The organism is Halorubrum gandharaense, assembly GCF_054654575.1.
Window position 1 is genome coordinate 279,733 of sequence record NZ_BAAIET010000001.1, and the last position, 18,446, is coordinate 298,178.

Annotated in this window: 21 protein-coding genes; 7 read left to right on the forward strand and 14 right to left on the reverse strand. The window is 69.5% G+C overall.

Annotated features, from left to right (window positions below; genetic code table 11):
- Positions 1 to 10: 10 nt before the first annotated feature.
- The 9 genes from ACYQ07_RS01385 to ACYQ07_RS01425 are packed head-to-tail and all read right to left on the reverse strand — an operon-like array spanning position 11 to position 7,795.
- A complete protein-coding gene (locus ACYQ07_RS01385; RefSeq protein WP_459876316.1) occupies positions 11 to 1,228 on the reverse strand; it encodes a CbiX/SirB N-terminal domain-containing protein in 1,218 nt (405 codons plus the stop codon).
- A complete protein-coding gene (locus ACYQ07_RS01390; protein WP_459876319.1) occupies positions 1,225 to 1,989 on the reverse strand; it encodes a cobalamin biosynthesis protein in 765 nt (254 codons plus the stop codon). The genes ACYQ07_RS01385 and ACYQ07_RS01390 overlap by 4 nt, the downstream gene beginning before the upstream one ends.
- Positions 1,986 to 2,264 carry a ferredoxin gene (locus tag ACYQ07_RS01395; RefSeq protein WP_459876322.1) on the reverse strand — a complete coding sequence of 93 codons (279 nt, stop codon included), beginning with the start codon at positions 2,262 to 2,264 and terminating at the stop codon, positions 1,986 to 1,988. Before ACYQ07_RS01395 ends, ACYQ07_RS01390 begins: the two co-directional genes overlap by 4 nt.
- Positions 2,254 to 3,321, reverse strand: coding sequence for a precorrin-3B C(17)-methyltransferase (cobJ, locus tag ACYQ07_RS01400; protein WP_459876325.1), 1,068 nt, complete (start codon positions 3,319 to 3,321; stop codon positions 2,254 to 2,256). The genes ACYQ07_RS01395 and cobJ overlap by 11 nt, the downstream gene beginning before the upstream one ends.
- Before the next feature lie 15 nt (positions 3,322 to 3,336).
- Positions 3,337 to 4,290 carry a precorrin-3B C(17)-methyltransferase gene (locus ACYQ07_RS01405; protein ID WP_459876327.1) on the reverse strand — a complete coding sequence of 318 codons (954 nt, stop codon included), beginning with the start codon at positions 4,288 to 4,290 and terminating at the stop codon, positions 3,337 to 3,339.
- A gap of 31 nt (positions 4,291 to 4,321) precedes the next feature.
- Positions 4,322 to 5,386: a cobalt-precorrin 5A hydrolase gene (cbiG, locus tag ACYQ07_RS01410; RefSeq protein ID WP_459876330.1), complete on the reverse strand. Its 1,065-nt coding sequence runs from the start codon at positions 5,384 to 5,386 to the stop codon at positions 4,322 to 4,324.
- Positions 5,386 to 6,342, reverse strand: coding sequence for a cobalt-precorrin-4/precorrin-4 C(11)-methyltransferase (locus tag ACYQ07_RS01415; RefSeq protein ID WP_459876333.1), 957 nt, complete (start codon positions 6,340 to 6,342; stop codon positions 5,386 to 5,388). Before ACYQ07_RS01415 ends, cbiG begins: the two co-directional genes overlap by 1 nt.
- The gene (locus ACYQ07_RS01420; protein ID WP_459876335.1) at positions 6,339 to 7,148 is read right to left on the reverse strand and encodes a cobalt-factor II C(20)-methyltransferase; all 810 of its coding nucleotides are present in this window, start codon (positions 7,146 to 7,148) and stop codon (positions 6,339 to 6,341) included. Before ACYQ07_RS01420 ends, ACYQ07_RS01415 begins: the two co-directional genes overlap by 4 nt.
- Positions 7,145 to 7,795, reverse strand: coding sequence for an ATP-binding protein (locus ACYQ07_RS01425; RefSeq protein WP_459876338.1), 651 nt, complete (start codon positions 7,793 to 7,795; stop codon positions 7,145 to 7,147). Before ACYQ07_RS01425 ends, ACYQ07_RS01420 begins: the two co-directional genes overlap by 4 nt.
- A 149-nt stretch (positions 7,796 to 7,944) precedes the next feature.
- Here ACYQ07_RS01425 and ACYQ07_RS01430 point away from each other — a divergent pair, with 149 nt between their 5' ends.
- Complete coding sequence (locus tag ACYQ07_RS01430) at positions 7,945 to 8,748, forward strand: DUF7839 domain-containing protein (RefSeq protein ID WP_459876341.1); 804 nt, start codon at positions 7,945 to 7,947, stop codon at positions 8,746 to 8,748.
- Positions 8,749 to 8,886: 138 nt separating this feature from the next.
- On the opposite strand, the gene dph2 is transcribed toward ACYQ07_RS01430, so the two are convergent.
- Entirely contained in the window at positions 8,887 to 9,930 is a 1,044-nt protein-coding gene (gene dph2 / locus ACYQ07_RS01435) for a diphthamide biosynthesis enzyme Dph2 (protein ID WP_459876343.1), read from the reverse strand.
- Between the two features lie 185 nt (positions 9,931 to 10,115).
- Between dph2 and ACYQ07_RS01440 the strand changes: the two genes are divergently transcribed.
- The 3 genes from ACYQ07_RS01440 (at position 10,116) to ACYQ07_RS01450 (ending at position 12,146) form a co-directional block, all read left to right on the forward strand.
- Positions 10,116 to 10,775, forward strand: a complete 660-nt coding sequence (locus ACYQ07_RS01440) for an alpha/beta hydrolase (protein WP_459876346.1) — start codon at positions 10,116 to 10,118, stop codon at positions 10,773 to 10,775.
- 84 nt (positions 10,776 to 10,859) lie between these two features.
- Positions 10,860 to 11,234, forward strand: coding sequence for a YlbF/YmcA family competence regulator (locus ACYQ07_RS01445; protein WP_459876349.1), 375 nt, complete (start codon positions 10,860 to 10,862; stop codon positions 11,232 to 11,234).
- Between the two features lie 279 nt (positions 11,235 to 11,513).
- Positions 11,514 to 12,146 carry an RAD55 family ATPase gene (locus ACYQ07_RS01450; protein WP_459876352.1) on the forward strand — a complete coding sequence of 211 codons (633 nt, stop codon included), beginning with the start codon at positions 11,514 to 11,516 and terminating at the stop codon, positions 12,144 to 12,146.
- 27 nt (positions 12,147 to 12,173) lie between these two features.
- Here the strand turns inward: ACYQ07_RS01450 and ACYQ07_RS01455 are convergent, their stop codons facing one another.
- The 3 genes from ACYQ07_RS01455 to ACYQ07_RS01465 all read right to left on the reverse strand — a co-directional run bounded on the left by ACYQ07_RS01455 (position 12,174) and on the right by ACYQ07_RS01465 (position 14,951).
- The gene (locus tag ACYQ07_RS01455) at positions 12,174 to 13,565 is read right to left on the reverse strand and encodes an erythromycin esterase family protein (protein ID WP_459876355.1); all 1,392 of its coding nucleotides are present in this window, start codon (positions 13,563 to 13,565) and stop codon (positions 12,174 to 12,176) included.
- Positions 13,566 to 13,688: 123 nt separating this feature from the next.
- On the reverse strand, positions 13,689 to 13,949 hold the full coding sequence (locus tag ACYQ07_RS01460) for a DUF8049 family protein (RefSeq protein WP_459876357.1): 261 nt from the start codon (positions 13,947 to 13,949) through the stop codon (positions 13,689 to 13,691).
- Between the two features lie 81 nt (positions 13,950 to 14,030).
- Positions 14,031 to 14,951 (reverse strand): FKBP-type peptidyl-prolyl cis-trans isomerase, encoded by a 921-nt coding sequence (locus ACYQ07_RS01465; protein WP_459876360.1) that lies wholly within the window; start codon positions 14,949 to 14,951, stop codon positions 14,031 to 14,033.
- Positions 14,952 to 15,115: 164 nt separating this feature from the next.
- Here ACYQ07_RS01465 and cyaB point away from each other — a divergent pair, with 164 nt between their 5' ends.
- Complete coding sequence (cyaB, locus tag ACYQ07_RS01470; RefSeq protein WP_459876363.1) at positions 15,116 to 15,727, forward strand: class IV adenylate cyclase; 612 nt, start codon at positions 15,116 to 15,118, stop codon at positions 15,725 to 15,727.
- Positions 15,728 to 15,872: 145 nt separating this feature from the next.
- Positions 15,873 to 17,075 (forward strand): methionine adenosyltransferase, encoded by a 1,203-nt coding sequence (locus tag ACYQ07_RS01475; protein WP_459876366.1) that lies wholly within the window; start codon positions 15,873 to 15,875, stop codon positions 17,073 to 17,075.
- A gap of 29 nt (positions 17,076 to 17,104) precedes the next feature.
- Here ACYQ07_RS01475 and ACYQ07_RS01480 read toward each other — a convergent pair whose 3' ends face one another.
- The gene (locus tag ACYQ07_RS01480; protein ID WP_459876369.1) at positions 17,105 to 17,791 is read right to left on the reverse strand and encodes a DUF7125 family protein; all 687 of its coding nucleotides are present in this window, start codon (positions 17,789 to 17,791) and stop codon (positions 17,105 to 17,107) included.
- Between the two features lie 107 nt (positions 17,792 to 17,898).
- Between ACYQ07_RS01480 and ACYQ07_RS01485 the strand changes: the two genes are divergently transcribed.
- Positions 17,899 to 18,351, forward strand: a complete 453-nt coding sequence (locus ACYQ07_RS01485) for a DUF5804 family protein (RefSeq protein WP_459876371.1) — start codon at positions 17,899 to 17,901, stop codon at positions 18,349 to 18,351.
- The last annotated feature ends 95 nt before the right edge of the window (positions 18,352 to 18,446 follow it).

The window sequence follows — 18,446 nt, forward strand, 5'->3', positions numbered from 1 at the left end:
GAGTTGTGTCTCATAAAGTCTGGTGAACCAAGTCGCTCACGATGCGGTCGCGCTCCGTCGCGGAGACGATCCGCTCGGCGTCCTCGGCGTCACAGCCACCGTACCAGACGCCATCCGGATACTGCGCCACGATGGGGCCGTCGCCACACTGGTCGAAACACGACGATCGCGTCACGTGGACGTCCGCGTCGGCGTCCCGGGCTGCTTGCCGCAGGTTCTCCAACACGGCGGGCGACCCGCCCGCCGCGCAGGTCTGGTTCGTACAGACCGCGAGGTGTGTCCCGGGGGCGTCGTGCGCGTGTGGCTCGTCCGCGACGTTCTCGCGGTCCTCGTGCGCCTGCTGGTGGGTGAGCGCGCGGAGCATCGCCCGTGCCCCGCCGGTGTCCTCCTCGTAGCCGTCGAGCTCGACCTTGTACTTGCAGGTGTCACACGACATGTCGACGGAGTCGGTGCGCGCCTCCTGCCAGCGGTCCGCGAGCACGTCAAGTAGTCGCGTATCCCGCCCGAGCGGGTCGCCTGCAGCGGCGTCGACGTACGGGTACTCCGCGTCGAACTCCGACGCGCCATCACGGATCCGGCCCGTCAACACCCCGTCACCGAGCATGTACGGCAGCACGACGACAGCGTCCGGCCGCGTCTTCGCCAGGTCGTGCAGCGCCTCGTCCAGCAGGGGCTCCGTGACGCCGATAAACCCGGCGTCGACGCGGGAGAACTCCCGTCCCTCGTACAGCAGTCGGGCGAGTTTGTGCACGTCCGCGTTCGAGTCCGGGTCCGAGGAGCCGCGTGCACAGACGACGACCGCCACGTCGTCGGTCTCGCGGTCGACGCCGAGCTCCGCTTCCACTGCCGCCGCCCGGTCGTCGAGCACGTCGAGGATCGCCGGGTGGATCCCGAGGTTGCCGCCGGCATGAAAGGTGACGCCCGAATGCTCGCTCCGGGCGCGTTCGACCGCCAGCGGCAGGTCGTTTTTCACGTGGCTGGCTGCAAACAGGGAGAGCGGAACGAGCGTGAGCCGGCTCGTCCCGCGCGCGAGCGTGCCGACCGCGTCCGGGATCGACGGCTCCACGAGCTCGAGGAACGCGGCGTCGGTCGCGACGCCGATCCGCTCCTCCAGCCCGGCGGCGAGTTCGCGCACCGCCTCGTTCGACTTCTCGCGACGGGAGCCGTGGCCGACGAGGAGGACCGCCTCGTCGTCGCCGACCCCGACCGCGTCGGCCACGCGGCTCATGGATCGGCCCCGTCGGCGTCGTCGGTTCCGGCGGCGTCGGTCCCGGTTTCGTCGTCCCGCTCCGCGGGCTCGATCAGCGTCCCGACTGCTAGCCCCGCGGCGCGCTCGACGCTCCGGAGGGCCTTCCGCCGGCGGTCGGTGGCGAACAGCCCCGTCTCGCCGGAGCCCTCGTACACCCACTCGGCGAACGCCGCCGTGTCGCCGTCGGCGACGCCGAACCAGTAGCCGCCCGAGGAGGACGCCGCCGGCTCGTCGGCGTCGAACCCCTCCGCGTCGAGGAGGGTGCGGATGCGGTCCAGCAGGCGCGTGTCGTCGTGGACGAACGAGATGCCGACCGCGTTGCTCGACTCGCGGAAGCAGACGACGCCACAGGCCTCCAGTAGGCCGCGCAGCAGCTCTCGCCGGTGGTCCCGCAGCGTGTCGAACCGGTAGCCGCCGGGGTCGGAGCCGACGGGGAGACCGAGCGCGCCGGCCGCGTTCGCCGCCAGCGACGGGTCGATCACCTGAACGGTGTACTCGTCCTCCCGGCGGGTCACCGCCGTGTCGTGGGCGAAGTCGCGCTCGGCGATCCGGTGGTCGACCGACCCGCCGCCGGCGATGGCCGCGAGGCGGTCCGCGGCGTCCTCGTCGCTCGTCGTCACCGTGACCGACGTCTCGGTGACCGTCCCGTTTCCGGCGACGTGCCCCCAAAAGTACGCCGTCTCGGGGTGCCGGGCGAGCAGGTCGTCCGGCGCCGCCTCGGCGGCGTCTCCCGTGCTCATGGCTGCACCTCCTCGACGGCGATCGCGTCCAGCGGACAGGCCGCCGCGGCCTGCCGGGCCTCGTCCACGCGGTCGTCGGTAAACGTCGCGGACACCGCGTCGGGAGTGCGCTCGACGCCTCCGCTCGCTGCGGCGGAGTCGAAGCCGGCGAGTCCGTCGTCGGCCTCGACGAACCGGTCGTCGCGGACGAGGCAGGCGAAGACGCCGTCACAGGCGTCCAGATCCACCGTGACGCGGTAGGTGGTCGTGGCGGCCGATGTCGTTTCAGTAGTCATACTTGCTCTCGTAGCCGCGCGGAGTCACCATCCGGCCGTCCCAGACGTACGTCTCCTCGTTGCCGACGAGGATCGTCGTCGTCATGTCGACCAGGTCGGTCCCGCCGAGCTCCTCCAGCTCGCCGAGCTCGACGATCTCGACGCGCTCGTCCTCGCGGCCCGCCCCGTGGACGATGCCGACCGGCGTGTCGGTCGGCCGGTGCTCCAGGAGGATCTCGCAGGCCTTCTCGAAGTTCTCGCGGCGCTTCCGGCTCCAGGGGTTGTAGATCGCGATGGTGAACCCCTCGCCGGCGACCGCGTGAAGCCGCGACTCGATGGTCGACATCGGGGTGAGATGGTCCGACAGCGAGACCGACACCGAGTCGTTCACGAGCGGCGCGCCCACGCGAGCCGCACAGGACTGTGCGGCCGGGACGCCGGGAACGACCTCGAAGTCGAGCATCGACGCCGTCGCGCCCTTCGACTCGACGATCTCCAGCGCGAGCCCGCCGAGCGCGTACACGTTCGGGTCCCCGGAGCCGACGATGGCCACGTCGTTGCCGGCGAGCGCGCGGTCGATCGCCTCCTCCGTTCGCGAGACCTCGCCGCACATCGGCGTGTCGTACAGCTCGTCCGCTTCCGCGGTGATGTCGTCCGGAATCAGGTCGATGTACGTCGTGTAGCCGACGATGTGGTCGGCGTCCAACAGCGCCGCGCGGGCGCGCTGGGTCATCCCCTCGGGCTGGCCCGGGCCGAGCCCGACAGCGACGAGCCGTCCGGGCTCCGCGTCGAAATCGTCGACGGTCGAGCCGACTTTCTCGTCGGTCGCGGACGACGACCCGCCGCACGACGAGGACGACGAGGTACCCGACGAGTCAGAGTCGTCCGCGGAGCTCGCGCCGCACTTCGAGGCGGTCCCGCTCGACGCCTCCGTCGTCGCTCCACCATCAGTCGCCGTTCCGCTGTCAGTCGCCGTTCCCGTCTCGGTCGCCGTTCCGCCGTCAGTCTCCGTTCCGCCGTCGCGTCCGCCGCATTTGGATGTCGATTCGTCGGTCGATCCGCAGGTGTTGTCGCTCATTGTGTCGTGTCGTTCTCAGAAGTCGTCGACGTCTCGCCCGCCACGCGGGGTGACGAGGAACTCATCGTGGTCGTTCTCCCAGACTTCGGTCTCGTGGGTCCCGATGATGAGCGAGGTCCCCATGCCGCCGACCTCGTCATCGTGGTCGGTCGCCTCGCCCAGCGTCGTCAGCGTGTACGTCTCGTCGTCGAGGTTACGACCGGCCTCGCCGCGCCCGGCGTCGTTGACGATGGCGACGGGCGCGTCGTCGGTCCGGTGTTCGCGCAGCACCTCGATGGCGCGCTCGTAGTCGCGCCAGCAGTTGTAGAGGACGACGACGAACCCGGAGACGGCGGCGGCCTGGAGCTTCTCCGCGATCTCGTCCCAGCCGCGCCACTTGTCGGACAGCGACACCGTACAGAAGTCGTTCGAGAGGGGCGCACCGACCATCGCGGCGCCGCCGAGCGCGGCGGTCACGCCGGGGACGATCTCGATGGGGACGTCGTACGCCTCCTCCTCCTCGGCCATCAGGTAGACGAGGTCGGACTTGCCGTAGACGTTCGCGTCGCCGCCGGAGACGTGAACGACGTCCTGTCCCGCTCGAACGCGAGCGAACGCCTCGCGGGCGAGCTCGACCTGCTGGCCCATCGAGGAGCGGACGATCTCGACCGTCTCGCCGTCCGGATGCGTGCCGATCTTGCCGGGCTCCCAGTCGTCGAGGTCGTCGGCTGCGTCGACGGCGGCTCCGCCGTCGGCCGCCGTCCCGTCTGGCGCTTCCTCCGTCCGTGATTCCGGCGGAATCGTCCCGTCCTGCCGGAGGAACTCCTGATACAGGTTGGAGGCGATGACGCAGTCCGCGTGCCGGATCACGTCCCGGGAGCGCTGGGTCATCGCGTGCGGTAATCCCGGGCCGATCCCGACGACGTACAGCGTTCCGAGCCCGTCGGGCGCGTCGTCGGCGCCGCCAGGGGCCGTGCCGTTGCCGGTCATCGGTCACCTCCTGGAGGGAACGCCGGTCCCATCATCGTCCCACCGCCACGGTGACCTCGCTCTCGTGGCCGAACTTCTCGAGGACGAGCTCGTGGTCGCCGCCGCCGGCGATGGCGCTCGCCTCGGCCACGCCCGGCCACCCGATCAGCGCCTTCGACTTCGAGGGGGTTGGCCCCTCGTGGTCGAGCAGCGTCTCCTTCTCGAAGGCGACGACGCCCACGTCGCGCGTCGCCGCCGCGGCGAGCAGCCCGTCCTCCTCGGCCTTGCGGGTCGCCGTGGCGACGAACTCCACGTCATCCCACTCGCGGTCGGCACGGTCGAGCGCCTCGTCCCACGCTTCGAGGAAGCGCTCCTCCGACGCGCCGGAGACGGAGCCCGTGCCGAGGACGACACCGTCGTCGAGGTTGCGCTTGAGAACGGTCACGTCGTCGTCGACGAGCACCGCCTTCGGGCCGTCGAGACGCTCGACCGGCCCGAGCTCGTCGTCGAGGACGGCGAGGTTCGTCGCGACCGTCGAGTCGCCGTTGACGACGTGTGCGGACAGCGCCTTCGCCTGCTTTTCGACGCCCTGTTTGTCCGCCGCCTCCGACGCGGTCGTCATCGCCGGCACCGCGCCGAGCGTCGCGAGGTCGTCGGCGACCTGGTTGGCACCGTGGTGGCCGCCCGTGATGGGGATCGCCCACGTCAGCTCCTCGTCGACGACGACGATGGCGGGGTCGTCCCACTTGTCGTCGAGCAGCGGCGCGGTCTTGCGCATCGCGATGCCCGAGGCCATCAGGCCGACGAAGCAGTCGTACTCGCCCCAGTGTTCGGCGAACACGTCGCCGTGGTACTCGATGACATCGATGGACTCGTAGCGGTCGCCGATCCCGTCGACGATCTCCGCGGCCGTGTCGAGCTTGCGCTCGAAGCTGATGATCCCGATCTCCTCGGCCACTTCCCCGTCGGAGTCGGGGGTCGAACAGTGGCCGCCGCCGTCGTCGGTGTTCCCGTCATCGGTGTTGCCGTCGTCCGTGGTCCCGTCGTCCGTGGTCCCGTCGTCGGTCCTCCCCTCGTCCGTCGTGCCGCTCGTCGCGGCGTCCTTGTCAGTGCTCATCAGTCGTCGGCCTCCGTCGCGTTCACGGCGTCGTCGGCCGCGTCAGTCGTCTCCTCGGCGCCGTCCGCCGTCGAATCGTCCGATCCGCCGTTCGCCCAGTCGCCGTAGAGGTACGAGCGCTCGTAGCCCGCGCCGGTCGCCGCCTCACCGATGAGGACCATCGCCGAAGCGCGGTAGCCCGCTTCCTCGACCTTCGCGCCGACGGTCTCGACGGTGCCCGTGATCACGTCCTCGTCGGGCCACGACGCGTGGTAGACGACGGCGACCGGCGTGTCGGGGTCGACGCCCTCGGCGTCGAGCAGGCGGTCCATCGTCTCGCTTACGGCGTGGGTGCCGAGGTAGATGCAGGTCGTCACGTCACCCATCTCGACGAACTCAGCGACGTGATCCTCCTCCGGATCCAGCGTCTTCCCCTGTGGACGGGTGAACGCGACGTGGTTCGCGACGCCGTTGAGCGTCAGCTGGGTGCGAAGCGTCGCCGCCGACGCGAACGACGAGGTGACACCCGGAACGACGTACGCCGGGACGCCCTCGCGTTCGAGCGCGTCGATCTGCTCCAGCGCGGCCCCGTAGATCGCGGGGTCGCCGCTGTGGAGCCGCACCACGTTCCGCCCCTCCTCGTGGGCGTCCCGCATCAGCGGGATCAGCTCCTCCAAGTCCTTGCCAACGGAGTTGACCAGCTCCGCATGTGAGCAGTGCTCCTCCAGCAGCTCGCTGGAGACCAGCGAGCCGGCATGGACGACGAGGTCGGCCTCGTCGACCAGCTCCTTCCCCGTGAGCGTGAGCAGTCCGGGGTCTCCCGGGCCGGCGCCGATGAACGGGATCCCCTCCTGCGTCTCGCCGGCGGTGTGCTCGCGGACGCGGGGGTCGAGCCCGCCCGCCTTCGCCTCGCCGGCGGCGTCGATGGCGTCCTGCGGGTCGTCGGTCGCGTTGTCGCCGTCGCCTTGGTCGGTCATTGGCCCTCACCCGGGTGGTCCCCGTGTTCGGCCGCCTCGGATGGCTCCACGGCGTCTCCGCCGTCCGCGACGACGCCGTCGTCCGACTCGCCGTCAGACACGCCCTTCGCGGCGTCCGCCTCCGTCACGAACGCGTCGGTGGCGCACGAGGTGTCGAGGTCGCGGCGCTCGGCGTACGCCAGCGTGTAGTAGTCGCGGTCGGCGAGGTCGGTCGGATCCTCGGTGACGACGGTGTCGCCGGCGTCCATGAACAGCCGGCGGCCGAACGTCACGTCGTACCCGGCCGCGTCGAGCCCCTCGGCGGTCGCCGGCGCGTCCGTCACCTTGAACAGGATCAGCCGATCGGGACCGGTCGGGGCGGCGCCGCCGGACGCCTCCCGCAGCGCGAGCCCCGCTCCCGCCTCGACCTCCACGTCGAGCGCGGTCGCGAACGCGGTCATCGCGCTGATCCCCGGCACGACCTCCACGTCGATTTCGGGGTGAAACGCGTCCATCGTCCGCCGGAGGTGGCCGAACGTGGAGTAGACGTTCGGGTCGCCCAGCGTGACGAACGCCACGTCGCCGTCGCGAGCTTTCGGGGCGATCTCCGCGGCGGCCTCCTTCCACGCGGCGCGGAGTGTCTCCTCGTCGCGCGTCATCGGAAAGTCGAGGTCACCGATCCGCGACTCGGGGACGTGTTCGGTTGCGACCGCCCGCGAGAGGCGGCCGGGCGAGTACACCACGTCGACCGATTCGAGGACCTCCTTGCCACGGACGGAGACGAGGTCCGCCTCTCCGGGACCGAGTCCGACGCCGTACACCGTCATGCGCCGCCCTCCTGTTGGTCACCGGGCGAACCGGGCTCCGCGATGAGCATGTACACCGGGTTGTTCGCGTCGAAGCTCGTCGCCCCGGCGAGGTCGTAGCCGGTGGCCACCTGGAGACACAGCGTCTCGTCGAGCACGTCACGCTCGCGGAACGCCCGGGCGGCCTCGCCGGCGACCTCCAGCCGCGAGACGTTCATCACGATCCGGTCGTACCCCGCGTCGAGCGCGGCGTCGAGGATCGCCTCGTAGTTGCGCGACCCGCCGAGAAAGAGCACGGTGCCGTCCGCCGGGAGTCCCTCGGGTGCCTCGGCGTGAACGAGTGAAACGCTCTCATCGCCGGTCTCGACCTGATCGCCGGCGGCGTCATCCCCAGCGTCGTCCTGATCGCCGGTCTCGTTCCCGCCGCCGGCGTCGACCCCGTTGGCCGCGAGGTTCGCCCGGGTGGTCTCCAGCCGGTCGGGCTTGCGCTCCAGCGCCGTCACCCGGCCGGCCCGCCGGGCGGCCTCGACGGTGACCGCCCCGGTACAGGAGCCGACCTCGACGAAGTGGTCGTCCGGTCCGAGCGCGAGCTTGCGCTCCAGGACCGCGCGGACCTCCGGCTTCGTCGGGCCGGCTTTCGCGTCGTTCGGAAGTCGTGTCGTCTGCATCGTGATACACAAGCGAGCCTTCACGTAAATCAATTGTGCTTGTTTTATAGCAAGTGCTATTTCGTTATAGGCGCGATATCGCCCGTATATCGCAACAGTACCGGGAGAACTGCAACAGTACTTTATCCCACGAACGCGGATCACGGCCGATGGCAGACTCCGAGAGCGGTGGGACGCCGGAGGTTCTCGACAGCAAGCGCGACGCGACTCGCTATCAGGTGCTCGTGGAGATCGCGGCCCGTCAGCCGGCGGTCAGTCAGAGCGAGATCGCCGAGGCGATCGGCGTCACCTCACAGGCGGTCAGCGACTACGTGCGCGACCTCGTCGAGGCGGGCTACGTCGACAAGGGTGGACGTGGCCGCTACGAGGTGACGAAGGAGGGCGTCGACTGGCTCATCTCCCGGACCGACAGCCTGGAGACGTACCTCGAACGCGTGAGCTCCGACGTGCTCGGCAGCGTCGAGGTCGACGCCGCCGTCGCCCTCGACGACGTTTCGGAGGGCGAGGAGGTCGGACTGCTGATGCGCGACGGCGTCCTTCACGCCACCACTGCGGGCGGGTCGGCCACCGCCGTCGCCGTCACCTCCGCGCGGACGGGCGAGGCGCTCGGCGTCACCGACTTCGAGGGCGTCGTCGACTACGACACCGGCACCGTCGTCGTGCTCCCGGTGCCCTCGGTCACCGACGCGAACCCGCCCGCGCCGGAGACGGTGACGAACCACCTCCCGGACGACGGGCTGCTTGCGGTTGCGGGCACGGAGGCGTACGCGCTCGTCTCCCGGAGCGACGCCGACGTCGACCTCCGATTCGGCACCGCCGACGGCGTCACCGAGGCCGCGCTCCGCGGCCTGGACGTGCTGCTGGTCGCAACCACCGACGAGCTTCCCCGGCACACGAACAAGCTTCGCGAGGAGAACGTGCCGCACAAAGTGCTCGACCCGGCCGACCGCTGACGGCCGGCTCGGCCGCCGACGTCGTTCGAGTTACGAAGTTGTCGTCACAGAACCGAACTCACCGAGCCGCAACAAAAGCCGCTTCTCCACGCTCCTCGTTCCCGAGCCGCCGGTCCGACCGGCCGGCCCGCCGACCGCCTACCAGGTGTCGTGGAACGTGTCGAACTCGATCGAATCGAGCGGTTTCTCGCCGATGGCGGCCTTGTACTCGCCGGGCGTGAGCATCGGCTTGTGGAACTGCGGGCCATCGTCGGTCGTGATCCGCGGACAGCCTGTGTTGACGAACGCGTCCATGGCGAAGTTCCGCAGGCGGTCCGGCGTCACCTCGTCCATCGTGATCAGGTAGGCGTTGTCGTTGTTTTCGACGATCTCCTGTGCCTGGTCCCAGCGACCCTGGCCGATCTTCGTACAGAAGATGACGCCCCACTTCTCGGCGTCCATCGCGCGGTGGACGGCGCCGTAGCGCTGTTTGAGGAACTTCTCGTGGTCGGCGATCTTCACCACGTTGTTGACGGGGTCGCCGATGACGACCGTCTTCTCGGGGTGCTCCATCGCCAGGCCGACCGGGTGGAACTTGCCGCCGCCGACGTACAGCACCTGGTCGGCGGGGATGTCCGCGGAGGCGTAGTTGCAGCCGAGCACCTGCCCCTCCTGGGTGAGCCGGTCGTCGCCCCGGCGGGTGTGGACCTCGTAGCCCCGCTCCTCCAGCCAGTCGGTCATCTCCTCGAAGCGGTTCATGTGCTGGGCGGTCGTCACGAGCCCGACGTCAGGGTCGTCTTCGGGGTCCGCCAGCTCGTCGAGCGCGTCCTCCATGATCGGGAAGGGGTCGACGTTCGAGAACAGCGGGACGTAGATGATGCTGTCCGACTCCTTCATCGGCGTGTGGCCGAAGTGGACGAACACGTCCGTCCGGCGCATCAGGTAGGTGTCGAGGTCGCAGGCGCCGTAACACGGCTGGCCCGACAGCATGAACGTCACGTCGTCGGGTGCCGCCTCGCGGAGGTCGTCGGCGACGCTCGGACCGCGGCGCTTCAGTCCCTCGGGGAACTGCAGGCCGACCTTCGAGGCGTCCCGTTCCTCGATCTCCTCGACGATCCGGTCGAGCTCGTAATCCCACTCCCTGTCGTGTTTCAGGGCCATCCCCGTCTTGGTGAGGTCGCCCTCGGTCGAGCCGCCACTCATATGGGCGAACTTGCGTGCCAGCACGGTTAAACGACGCGCTCGACGGACGTGGGTGGGACGGTAGCGCGTAGCAGCCGTATCCGCAGCAGGCACCCTCCTCTCCACTCACCCACTCCATCCGCCCCACCCGTACCGCGAATGCCGCCGGCGACAGACACAACACCCGTGCCGGCCAACGACTCGCCATGCCCGAGATCCCGCTGGAACACGTCCACGTCGCGCCCGACGACGGCGCCGCAAACGCTCCCGCCGTCTTCGTGCTGCACGGTCGCGGCGCCGACGAGGAGGACCTGCTCCCTGTCGCGGCCGAGCTTCCCGACGATCTCCACGTGATCAGCCTGCGCGCGCCGGATCCCCTGCAGGGCGGCTATACCTGGTACGAGCTCGACCTCTCCGGCGGCGGACTCCACCAGAGTCAGCCCCACGCCGAGGAGTTCGCGCGGAGTCTCGACCTCGTGTCCGAGTCCGTTGACGCGGCGGTCGAGGCGTACGACCTCGACCCCGACCACCTTGGCCTGCTCGGCTTCTCGCAGGGCGCGATCACCAGCCTCTCGCTGCTGCTTGAGGACCCCGACCGCTACGCCTGGGTCGTCGCGCTCCACGGCTACCTCGCGGACTCCCACGCCGACCTCGCGCCCGCCGAACTCGACGGCAAGCCCGTGTTCGTGGGCGCCGGCGCGGCCGACCGGATCATCCCGAAGGGGCGCAGCGAGGCGGCCGCCGAGCGGCTTTCGGCCGCCGGCGCCGACGTGACGTTCCGGAGCTATCAGGCCGGCCACGGCATCGGCCAGGACGAACTCGCCGACGTGGTCGCGTTCGTCGAGACGCACGTCGGCGGCGCGTAGCGCGTTGGTCACGTTGGTCCTCCGCTCCGGGCCCGACCCGCCGGCTCCGGCAGTTTCAAACCGTTCGAGCCCCGCGGTTCGAGTATGAGCGTGGAACAGGCCACCATCGAGGACCTCGGTCGCGAGCTCGGCGAGCGCATCGCGCAGACGCCGGAGTACGAGCGGTTCGAGGAGGCCCGCGACGCCGTCCAGCGAAACGACGAGGTTCAGGAGAAGATCGACGAGTTCGAGCAGCTCCGCGCGGAGTTCATGCAGGCACGCCAGACCGGACAGGCCACCCAGTCCGGCCTCAAGACGGTCCAGGACGCCCAGGAGGAGCTCCACGCTATGCCCGACATGAAGGAGTTCCTCGACGCCCAGGACGCCCTCGACGAGACGCTCGAAGCCGTCAACGAGGCGATCTCCGACCCGCTCGCCGTCGACTTCGGCGGTGAGGCCGGCGGCTGCTGTCAGGACTGACCGGTCCGCCCTCATCCGCTCCTCGACCCCCACTTTTAACCCCGATAGCGACGCAGACCCCCCATGATAGTCGTCGCCGGCGGAACGGGAGCTGCGGGAGGACGCTGCTCGGGGTCGCGCGGGCGTTCGCCCGTGGGCCACCGGACGACCGACGGCCGGGTGATGGATGCGGACGACGCGGTCGCCCGGTATCTCGCACGGGGTGGGGGCCCGGACGGGCGTGGGCGGCACGCACGAATCACCGACACACCCAAGAGCCTATAGCGGCTTGTCCGGAGTATGGAACGCGTACCGACCGGCGTCTCCGTGCTCGACCGCGAGCTCGGCGGCGGCCTCCCGGTCGGGAGTATCGTCGTGCTGGCCGCGGACCCCGCCAGCCAGTCGGAGCTGTTTTTGAACACCTTTGCCGCCGCCCACGACACGCTGTATCTGACGACGGTGCGCTCCGAGGAGGCCGTACGCGACGGCTTCGAGCGCTCGCCCCCACGGATCCCCGACCCAACGATTCGGTCCGTCGGCGGGAAGGCGGCGCTCGACGACGCCAGCGACCTCCTCTCGACGCTGCCCGAGGAGGCGAACCTCGTCATCGACTCGCTGGAGCCGCTCGAGGACGCCGACCCAGCCCGTTACCGTCGGTTCCTCAGCGAGCTCCAGACGCGCATGGTCAACACCGGCGGCGTCGCGATCCTCCACGCGCTCAAGGGCGTCGAGGCGGACGACGGCGGGCGCAACCGCGCGATGTCCGAGCAGGTCGCCGACGTGGTGTTCGACCTCCGGACGACCGTCACCGACGCCGACATCGAGAACCGCCTCGCGGTGCCGAAGTTCCGCGGCGGCGCCGCGCTGGAGGAGCCGGTGAAGCTGAAGCTCGCCGATTCGGTCGCCATCGACACCAGCCGCGACATCGCCTGAGTCGGGGGAAACCCTCGCTTTCACCGGCTATAGCCCGAACGGATAGAGCTCCGGCACGCGCTCCCGACTCGGGTGTCGCTCCAGCGAGTGGAGCGCCGTCGTCTCCTCCACGTGCAGGTACGCGTCGTAGCGCTCCCGCAGGTCGGTCGGCACGTAGTTGCCGGACTCCAGCGCGGGCCGATAGACGACGCCGATGGCGCGGTGGCCGCGCGGCTCCGCGAGGGCCGTCTCCGGATCGACCTCATCGGTGAACAGCAGCCGATCCTCGCCGCCAGCCCGGTGGAAGACGTCCTCGTAGCTGCCTGCCTTGGCGTGCGGCACCTCCTTCCGACCCGGGACCTCGCCCCACGCGTCGGCGGCGACCACGCGACCGCGGTGGCTGCCGAATCCCACGGCGGACGTGTTCTCACGGCCGTACGCCTCCCGAACGAGCTGGCCGACGTTGAGCCGGCCGCGCTCGGCCATGTCGGTGGCGCGGGCGTCGCCAACGTGGGTGTTGTGGGCCCAGACGACGGCCTTCGGCTGGTCCATGCCGTCGCCGCGTTCAGCACCGGCACCGTCTTCCGCGTGATGGTCGAGCAGGCGGTCCAGCGTCTCCGCCATGTGCTCGTCGCGGACGTTCCACGAGTCGGTCCGCGAGGCGAGATTGCGGTAGTACGCCTCCGCGTTCCTGGCGACGAGCGCGTTCTGCTCGGCGCCGAACCGCTCGTCCGGGTGCCGGTCCGCGTCGTCTCCGGCGGCCTCGGCGGCCTCCCGCCGTCGTTCCTGCATCGCCAGCAGCACGTCGACGACCTCCTCCTTGCAGGACTCGGGCACCATCCGCGTCTCGCGGGCGTACTCCTGTGCATCCTCGCCGTACGGCTCGAAACACCGGTAGGCCCCCCGGGCGTGCTCGGCGGCCTCCGGGTCGACATCGGACAGATAGTCGACCACCTCGTGCATCGACTCGAAGAGCCCGTACACGTCGAGTCCGAAGAAGCCGACCCGTTCGTCCGGCGACCGGGTTTCGTTGTGGAGGCGGAGCCACTCGAAGAACGCCACCGTCTCCCAGTTGGCCCACATCCAGGTCGGCCACCGGTCGAATGCGTCGACGGCGGCCTCGACGGTCTCGGGGGCCTCCGGGAGCCCCTTCACGAACCGGTTGATGGCGAAACAGCTGGGCCAGTCACCCTCGACGGCGACGAAGTCGAAGCCGTGGTCGCGAATCAGCTCGGCCGTGATCCGGGCGCGCCACCGGTAGAACTCGCTCGTCCCGTGTGAGGCCTCGCCCAGCATCACGACCCGGTCGTCGGCGAGCCGGGCGACGAGGTCGTCGAGGTCGTCCGGCCCATCGACGATGCGGCTCTGTGCGCGCACGTCGGCGGTGGCCCGCTCCGTTGCCGGCGGCTCGGACCAGTCCTGTCGGTCGCGGAGTGGCATCTCGTCGGTCGTTCGTCGAGGCGCGTGAAGGGAGTGGTGGCCGGCGCGGGCGGTCGGACAGCGCAAGAGGGCCGCGCGGGCGACCGGCGCTGGAGGGCGGCTGGACGGCGCTCTCCCGTTCCGTTACAGGAAGGCCGCCCACGCCAACACGGCGATCCCGACGAGCACCGCGAGCACTGCCCAGTTGCGCGCGGTGTCGAGCGCGCCGTAGGGACCGCCCTTTCGGGTGAACACGTACGCGAAGTAGACGCCGACGGGCGCGAGCATCGGGAACGTTCCGGGGTCGATCGCGGGGACGAAGCGGCCGACGAGCGCCACCGACACGGTGACGGCTGCGGCGGTGATGGCGACGACGAGGTCCTCTCGGGCGCGGTCGAGTTCCATACGCGTCGCTGGCGTCGTGGGGTTCAAAAGAACACGGTTCGTCGCGGATGGCCGGCAGTTCGACCGACCGGTGGGATGAGCTTACTCCTCGTCGAGCTCGTCGACGATCTCGTCGGCGTCGACGTCGACGTCCTCGAGGGCCTCCTCGATGTCGGCTTCGCCGGCGCCGCCCATGCCGCCCATCATGCCGCCGAGACCGCCCATGCCGCCGCCCTCGATGACCTCCTCGACGACCACGCGGTCGAGGTCGAGCCGGGACATGATGTCATCCGCGATCTGCTGTTTCTGGAACATCCACTGCTGGTTCATCTGCATCGACTGGGTCGCCGTGATGTAGAGCACGTCCTTCTCGACCTCCTCGGTCTCGACGGTCTCCTCGCCGTCCTCGTCCTCGACGGTCGTCTCCTCCTCCTCGGTGACCGTCTCGATGCGGACCTCCGGCGTCTCCTGAAGGTACATGCCGAGCATGCCGGCCGCCTGCTCCTCACGGTCGTCGACCTCCTCGAGGATCTCGTACTCGTATTCGAGGTCCTCACCCGCGAGCGGATGGTTGAAGTCGACGCGGGCGCGGCCGCCGATGATCGTCTCCAGGTGGCCCTGGCGCTCGTCGATCTGGACCTGCGCGCCGGGGTAGCGGCTCTCCTCGGGGATCTTGTCGGCCTTGACCGTCTCGACCTCGTCGGGGTCGTGCTCGCCGAACGCGTCGGCGGCGGGGACGTCGACGGTGCCCGTGTCGCCGACCTCGGCGCCGATGAGGGCGTCCTCGACGGAGTCGAAGACGTGGCCCGCGCCGATGGCGATGATGCGCGGCTCGAACTCGTACTCGTCGACGTCGATCTCGGACTCCTCGGCGACCTCCTCGTCCGTCGTGTCGATGACGCGGCCGTCGTCCGTCCGGATCGTGTACGCGATGCGGACGAAGTCGCCGTCCTGCAGACCGGTGGTCTCGTCTTCCGTCGCTTCCTCGTGTTCGGCCTCCTCGGCCTGCTCCTGGTCGCTCATGCGCTGAACATACCTCGTTTCACCCTTAAGAAGCACGGTTCGCCGCGCAGAGCGTGGTTGCGTGTGACACACGCCGAGAGCGGCGCTCGCCGGCGGAACACAAGGAGGGCGTCGCTCTCCGCGACTCCCAACCCCTTTTGAGGCCCCCAACCATCCTTGCGCTCATGTACGAGGTCGAGATCAAGGTGCCCGCGAGAGTGGCCGACGTCCGAGAGCGCCTGCGCGCGGCGGGCGCCGAGCGCACGGACGCGCGCCGTCAGCGAGACGTCTACTACGACGCGCCCCACCGCGACTTCGCCCGGACGGACGAGGCGCTTCGGGTGCGCCATGAGACGCCGCTTTCGGACGGGATCGGGTCGCCGGAGGCCGCCGGCGGAACGACGAAAATCACGTATAAGGGACCGCTGCTCGACGCCGGCTCCAAGAGCCGGGAGGAACATGAGACGACGGTGGATGACGCCGACGCGGCTGCCGGAATTTTCGACGGCCTCGGCTTCGAGCCGGCCGCCGAGGTGACCAAGCGACGGGAGTTCTGGGCGTTCGAGGGGTTCACCGTGACGCTGGACGCCGTCGACGAGCTCGGAGATGGTGAGGAAGGAGAGACAACGGAAGCCGGCGAATTCGTGGAGATCGAACGGGAGGTCGACGAGGAGGCGGCGATTCCCGAGGCCCGGGAGGCCGCCGGCGACGCGCTCGACCGGCTGGGGCTCGACGCCGACGACCAGATCCGCACCTCCTACCTCGGGTTGGTGTTGGCGGAGCGCGCGGACGCGTGAAGACCTTGATCGCCAATTAGCAGCGTCTCGCCGGCATCGACCGATTTTGGTTGCGCAAAGGTTGCCAAAACATAACCTGAGGGCATGAAATGCGGGCGAAGAGTTTCCGCAAGTTATACTGCGGCCGGCCGGATAGGGGAGGGTAATGAGCCGGAACATTCAGGTAAGCCGTCTCGACCGACAGGCGGTCGAGGACCAGGAGGTCGAGATCGTCGAGCGCAAGGGGATCGGTCATCCCGACTCGATCAGTGACGGGATCGCGGAGTCCGTTTCGCGGGCGCTCTCGCAGCTCTACCTCGACCGCGTCGGGAAGGTGCTCCACTACAACACCGACGAGACGCAGCTCGCCGCCGGGCGCGCGGCGCCCGCCTTCGGCGGCGGCGAGGTCATCGAGCCGATCTACATCCTCATCGTCGGCCGCGCGACGAAGGAGTACGACGGCCAGCAGATCCCCGTCGACTCGACGGCGCTCGCGGCCGCCCGCGACTACCTCGATGACGCAGTGCCGGAGCTGGAGTACGGCACCGACGTGGTCGTCGACGTGAAGCTCGGCGAGGGCTCGGGCGACCTCCAGGACGTGTTCGGCGAGGAGACGCAGCAGGTGCCGATGGCCAATGACACCTCCTTCGGCGTCGGCCACGCGCCCCTCACGGAGACGGAGACGATCGTCCACGCTGCCGAGGCGGAACTCAACACGACCTACTACGAGGACCACCCCGAGCTCGGCCCCGACGTGAAGATCATGGGGAAACGCGAGGGCGACCGGATCGACATCACCGTCGCCGCCGCGATGGTCGACGCCTACATCGACGACCTCGACGACTACGACGACGCGGTCACCGATGTCCGCGAGTTCGTCGAGGACCTCGCGCGTGACCACACCGACCGCGAGGTGAACGTCGAGGTCAACACCGCCGACGACTACGACGAGGGCTCCATCTACCTCACCGTCACCGGCACCTCAGCCGAGCAGGGTGACGACGGCTCCGTCGGGCGCGGCAACCGCGCCAACGGGCTCATCACCCCGAACCGTCCCATGTCGATGGAGGCGACCTCCGGCAAGAACCCCGTCAACCACATCGGAAAGATCTACAACCTCCTGTCCACCCACATCGCCGAATCCGTCACCGAGGAGGTCGACGGCATCCGCGACCTCCAGATCCGGCTGCTCTCGCAGATCGGGCGCCCCATCGACGAGCCCCACGTCGCCGACGCCCAGATCGTCACCGAGGACGACGTCGAACTGGCCGACATCGAGGAGGACGTACAGGAGATCGTCGACCGCGAGCTCGCCGACGTCACCGAGATCACCCGCAAGGTGATCGAGGGCGACGTGTCGACGTTCTGAGTCGGCACTCCGACCGCCGCGGTTCTTTTTCAGGCGATGTCGCGGCTCGTGTCGATCGACACGTCCCGGCCGAGCTCCAGTTTGAGGCGCTCCTCCGGCGGCTCCTCCCCGCGGAGTTTCGGCACCGCGAGGTGGTTCTCCACCTGTATCCCGTCGGTCTCGACGGAGAGCTGTAACACCACGTCCGCGGCCTCCAGCGTCCGTGATCTGAGCGCCGGCGGGCTCTCGCCCGCGACCGCGTGCAACACCGCGATGCTGTCCGTCTCCAACAGCGACTCCTTGAGGTCGTTCAGGAACGTCGCGTACGCCGTCGGATCCGCCGTTCGCTCGACCGCGTCGACGGTGTCGACGATGACGGCGGAGCGTTCGGTGGGGATCTCCAACGCCTCGGCCAGTCGCGGGAGGGGTTCGTCGACCCCGACGTGGACGACTTGCCAGTCATCGTCCGGGGTGAACTCGTCGGAGTCGTCTTCTTCACCGCCTTCTTCCCCGTCGTCAGCCGCGGTCGGCTCCGCGTGCGCCAAGGAGGCCTCGACGACCTCCTTTGAGCGAGTGGTGGTGGCGTACATCGTCGGACGGCCTCGTCCCATGGACCGCACTAGCGGCTCGCTCTGTGCTTCCGGCGGCGCCTCGACGACGACGAGGCTCCCCCGCCGGAGCCCGCCGCCGATCCGCCTGTCGAGCGGATCGAGCCCGGTCGAGAGCCGCTCGCTCATCCACGAACACCCGGCATCGAGTGATGTGAGGGACGGCGTCGGAAAAATAGCTGTGGCAGCCGCCGGCGACCGCAACCGATTTGCGGCGGGGGCGGGTTCCTCGTGATATGACGCGGGTGTGTCTCGTCGGCGACGCCGACGAGAACCTGACGTACGAGCTGCTCTCGCGGGAGACCGCCCGCGACGCGCTCGCCACCTACGAGATCCGGGAGCCGTTCGCCAACAGTCTCGCCGTCGACACGGTGAGTCTCGGCGCCGCCGTCTCCCTTTTAAACGACCTCAACTGGTACCTCACGCGCTTCGTCGAGGAGGCGCTCGTGCTCGAACCGTCCGTCTCCGAGACGGAGTGGCTCTCGCGGGACCTCGCCCGACAGGTGCGCGACGGCGACGTGCGCCCCGAGGAGACCGACCAGCGCCTGAAGGTGTTCGGCGTCGAGGACGGCCGGCTGGTCGAGCCGCTGTACGTCCGCCGCCGACAGGGCGAGGTCCCCGACTACGACCTCCGCGACGTGGACGAGACCGTCGTCGTCCGCGTGAGCGAGGAGGAGTTCGGCGGGTGAAGCGGAGCGCGGACGGCTGGGGACGATGGCACACGGAATTTTCTACGTGGCGCGCCGGTGAGCGCCTATAAGGCGCGAACCGCGCGCGAGGGAGG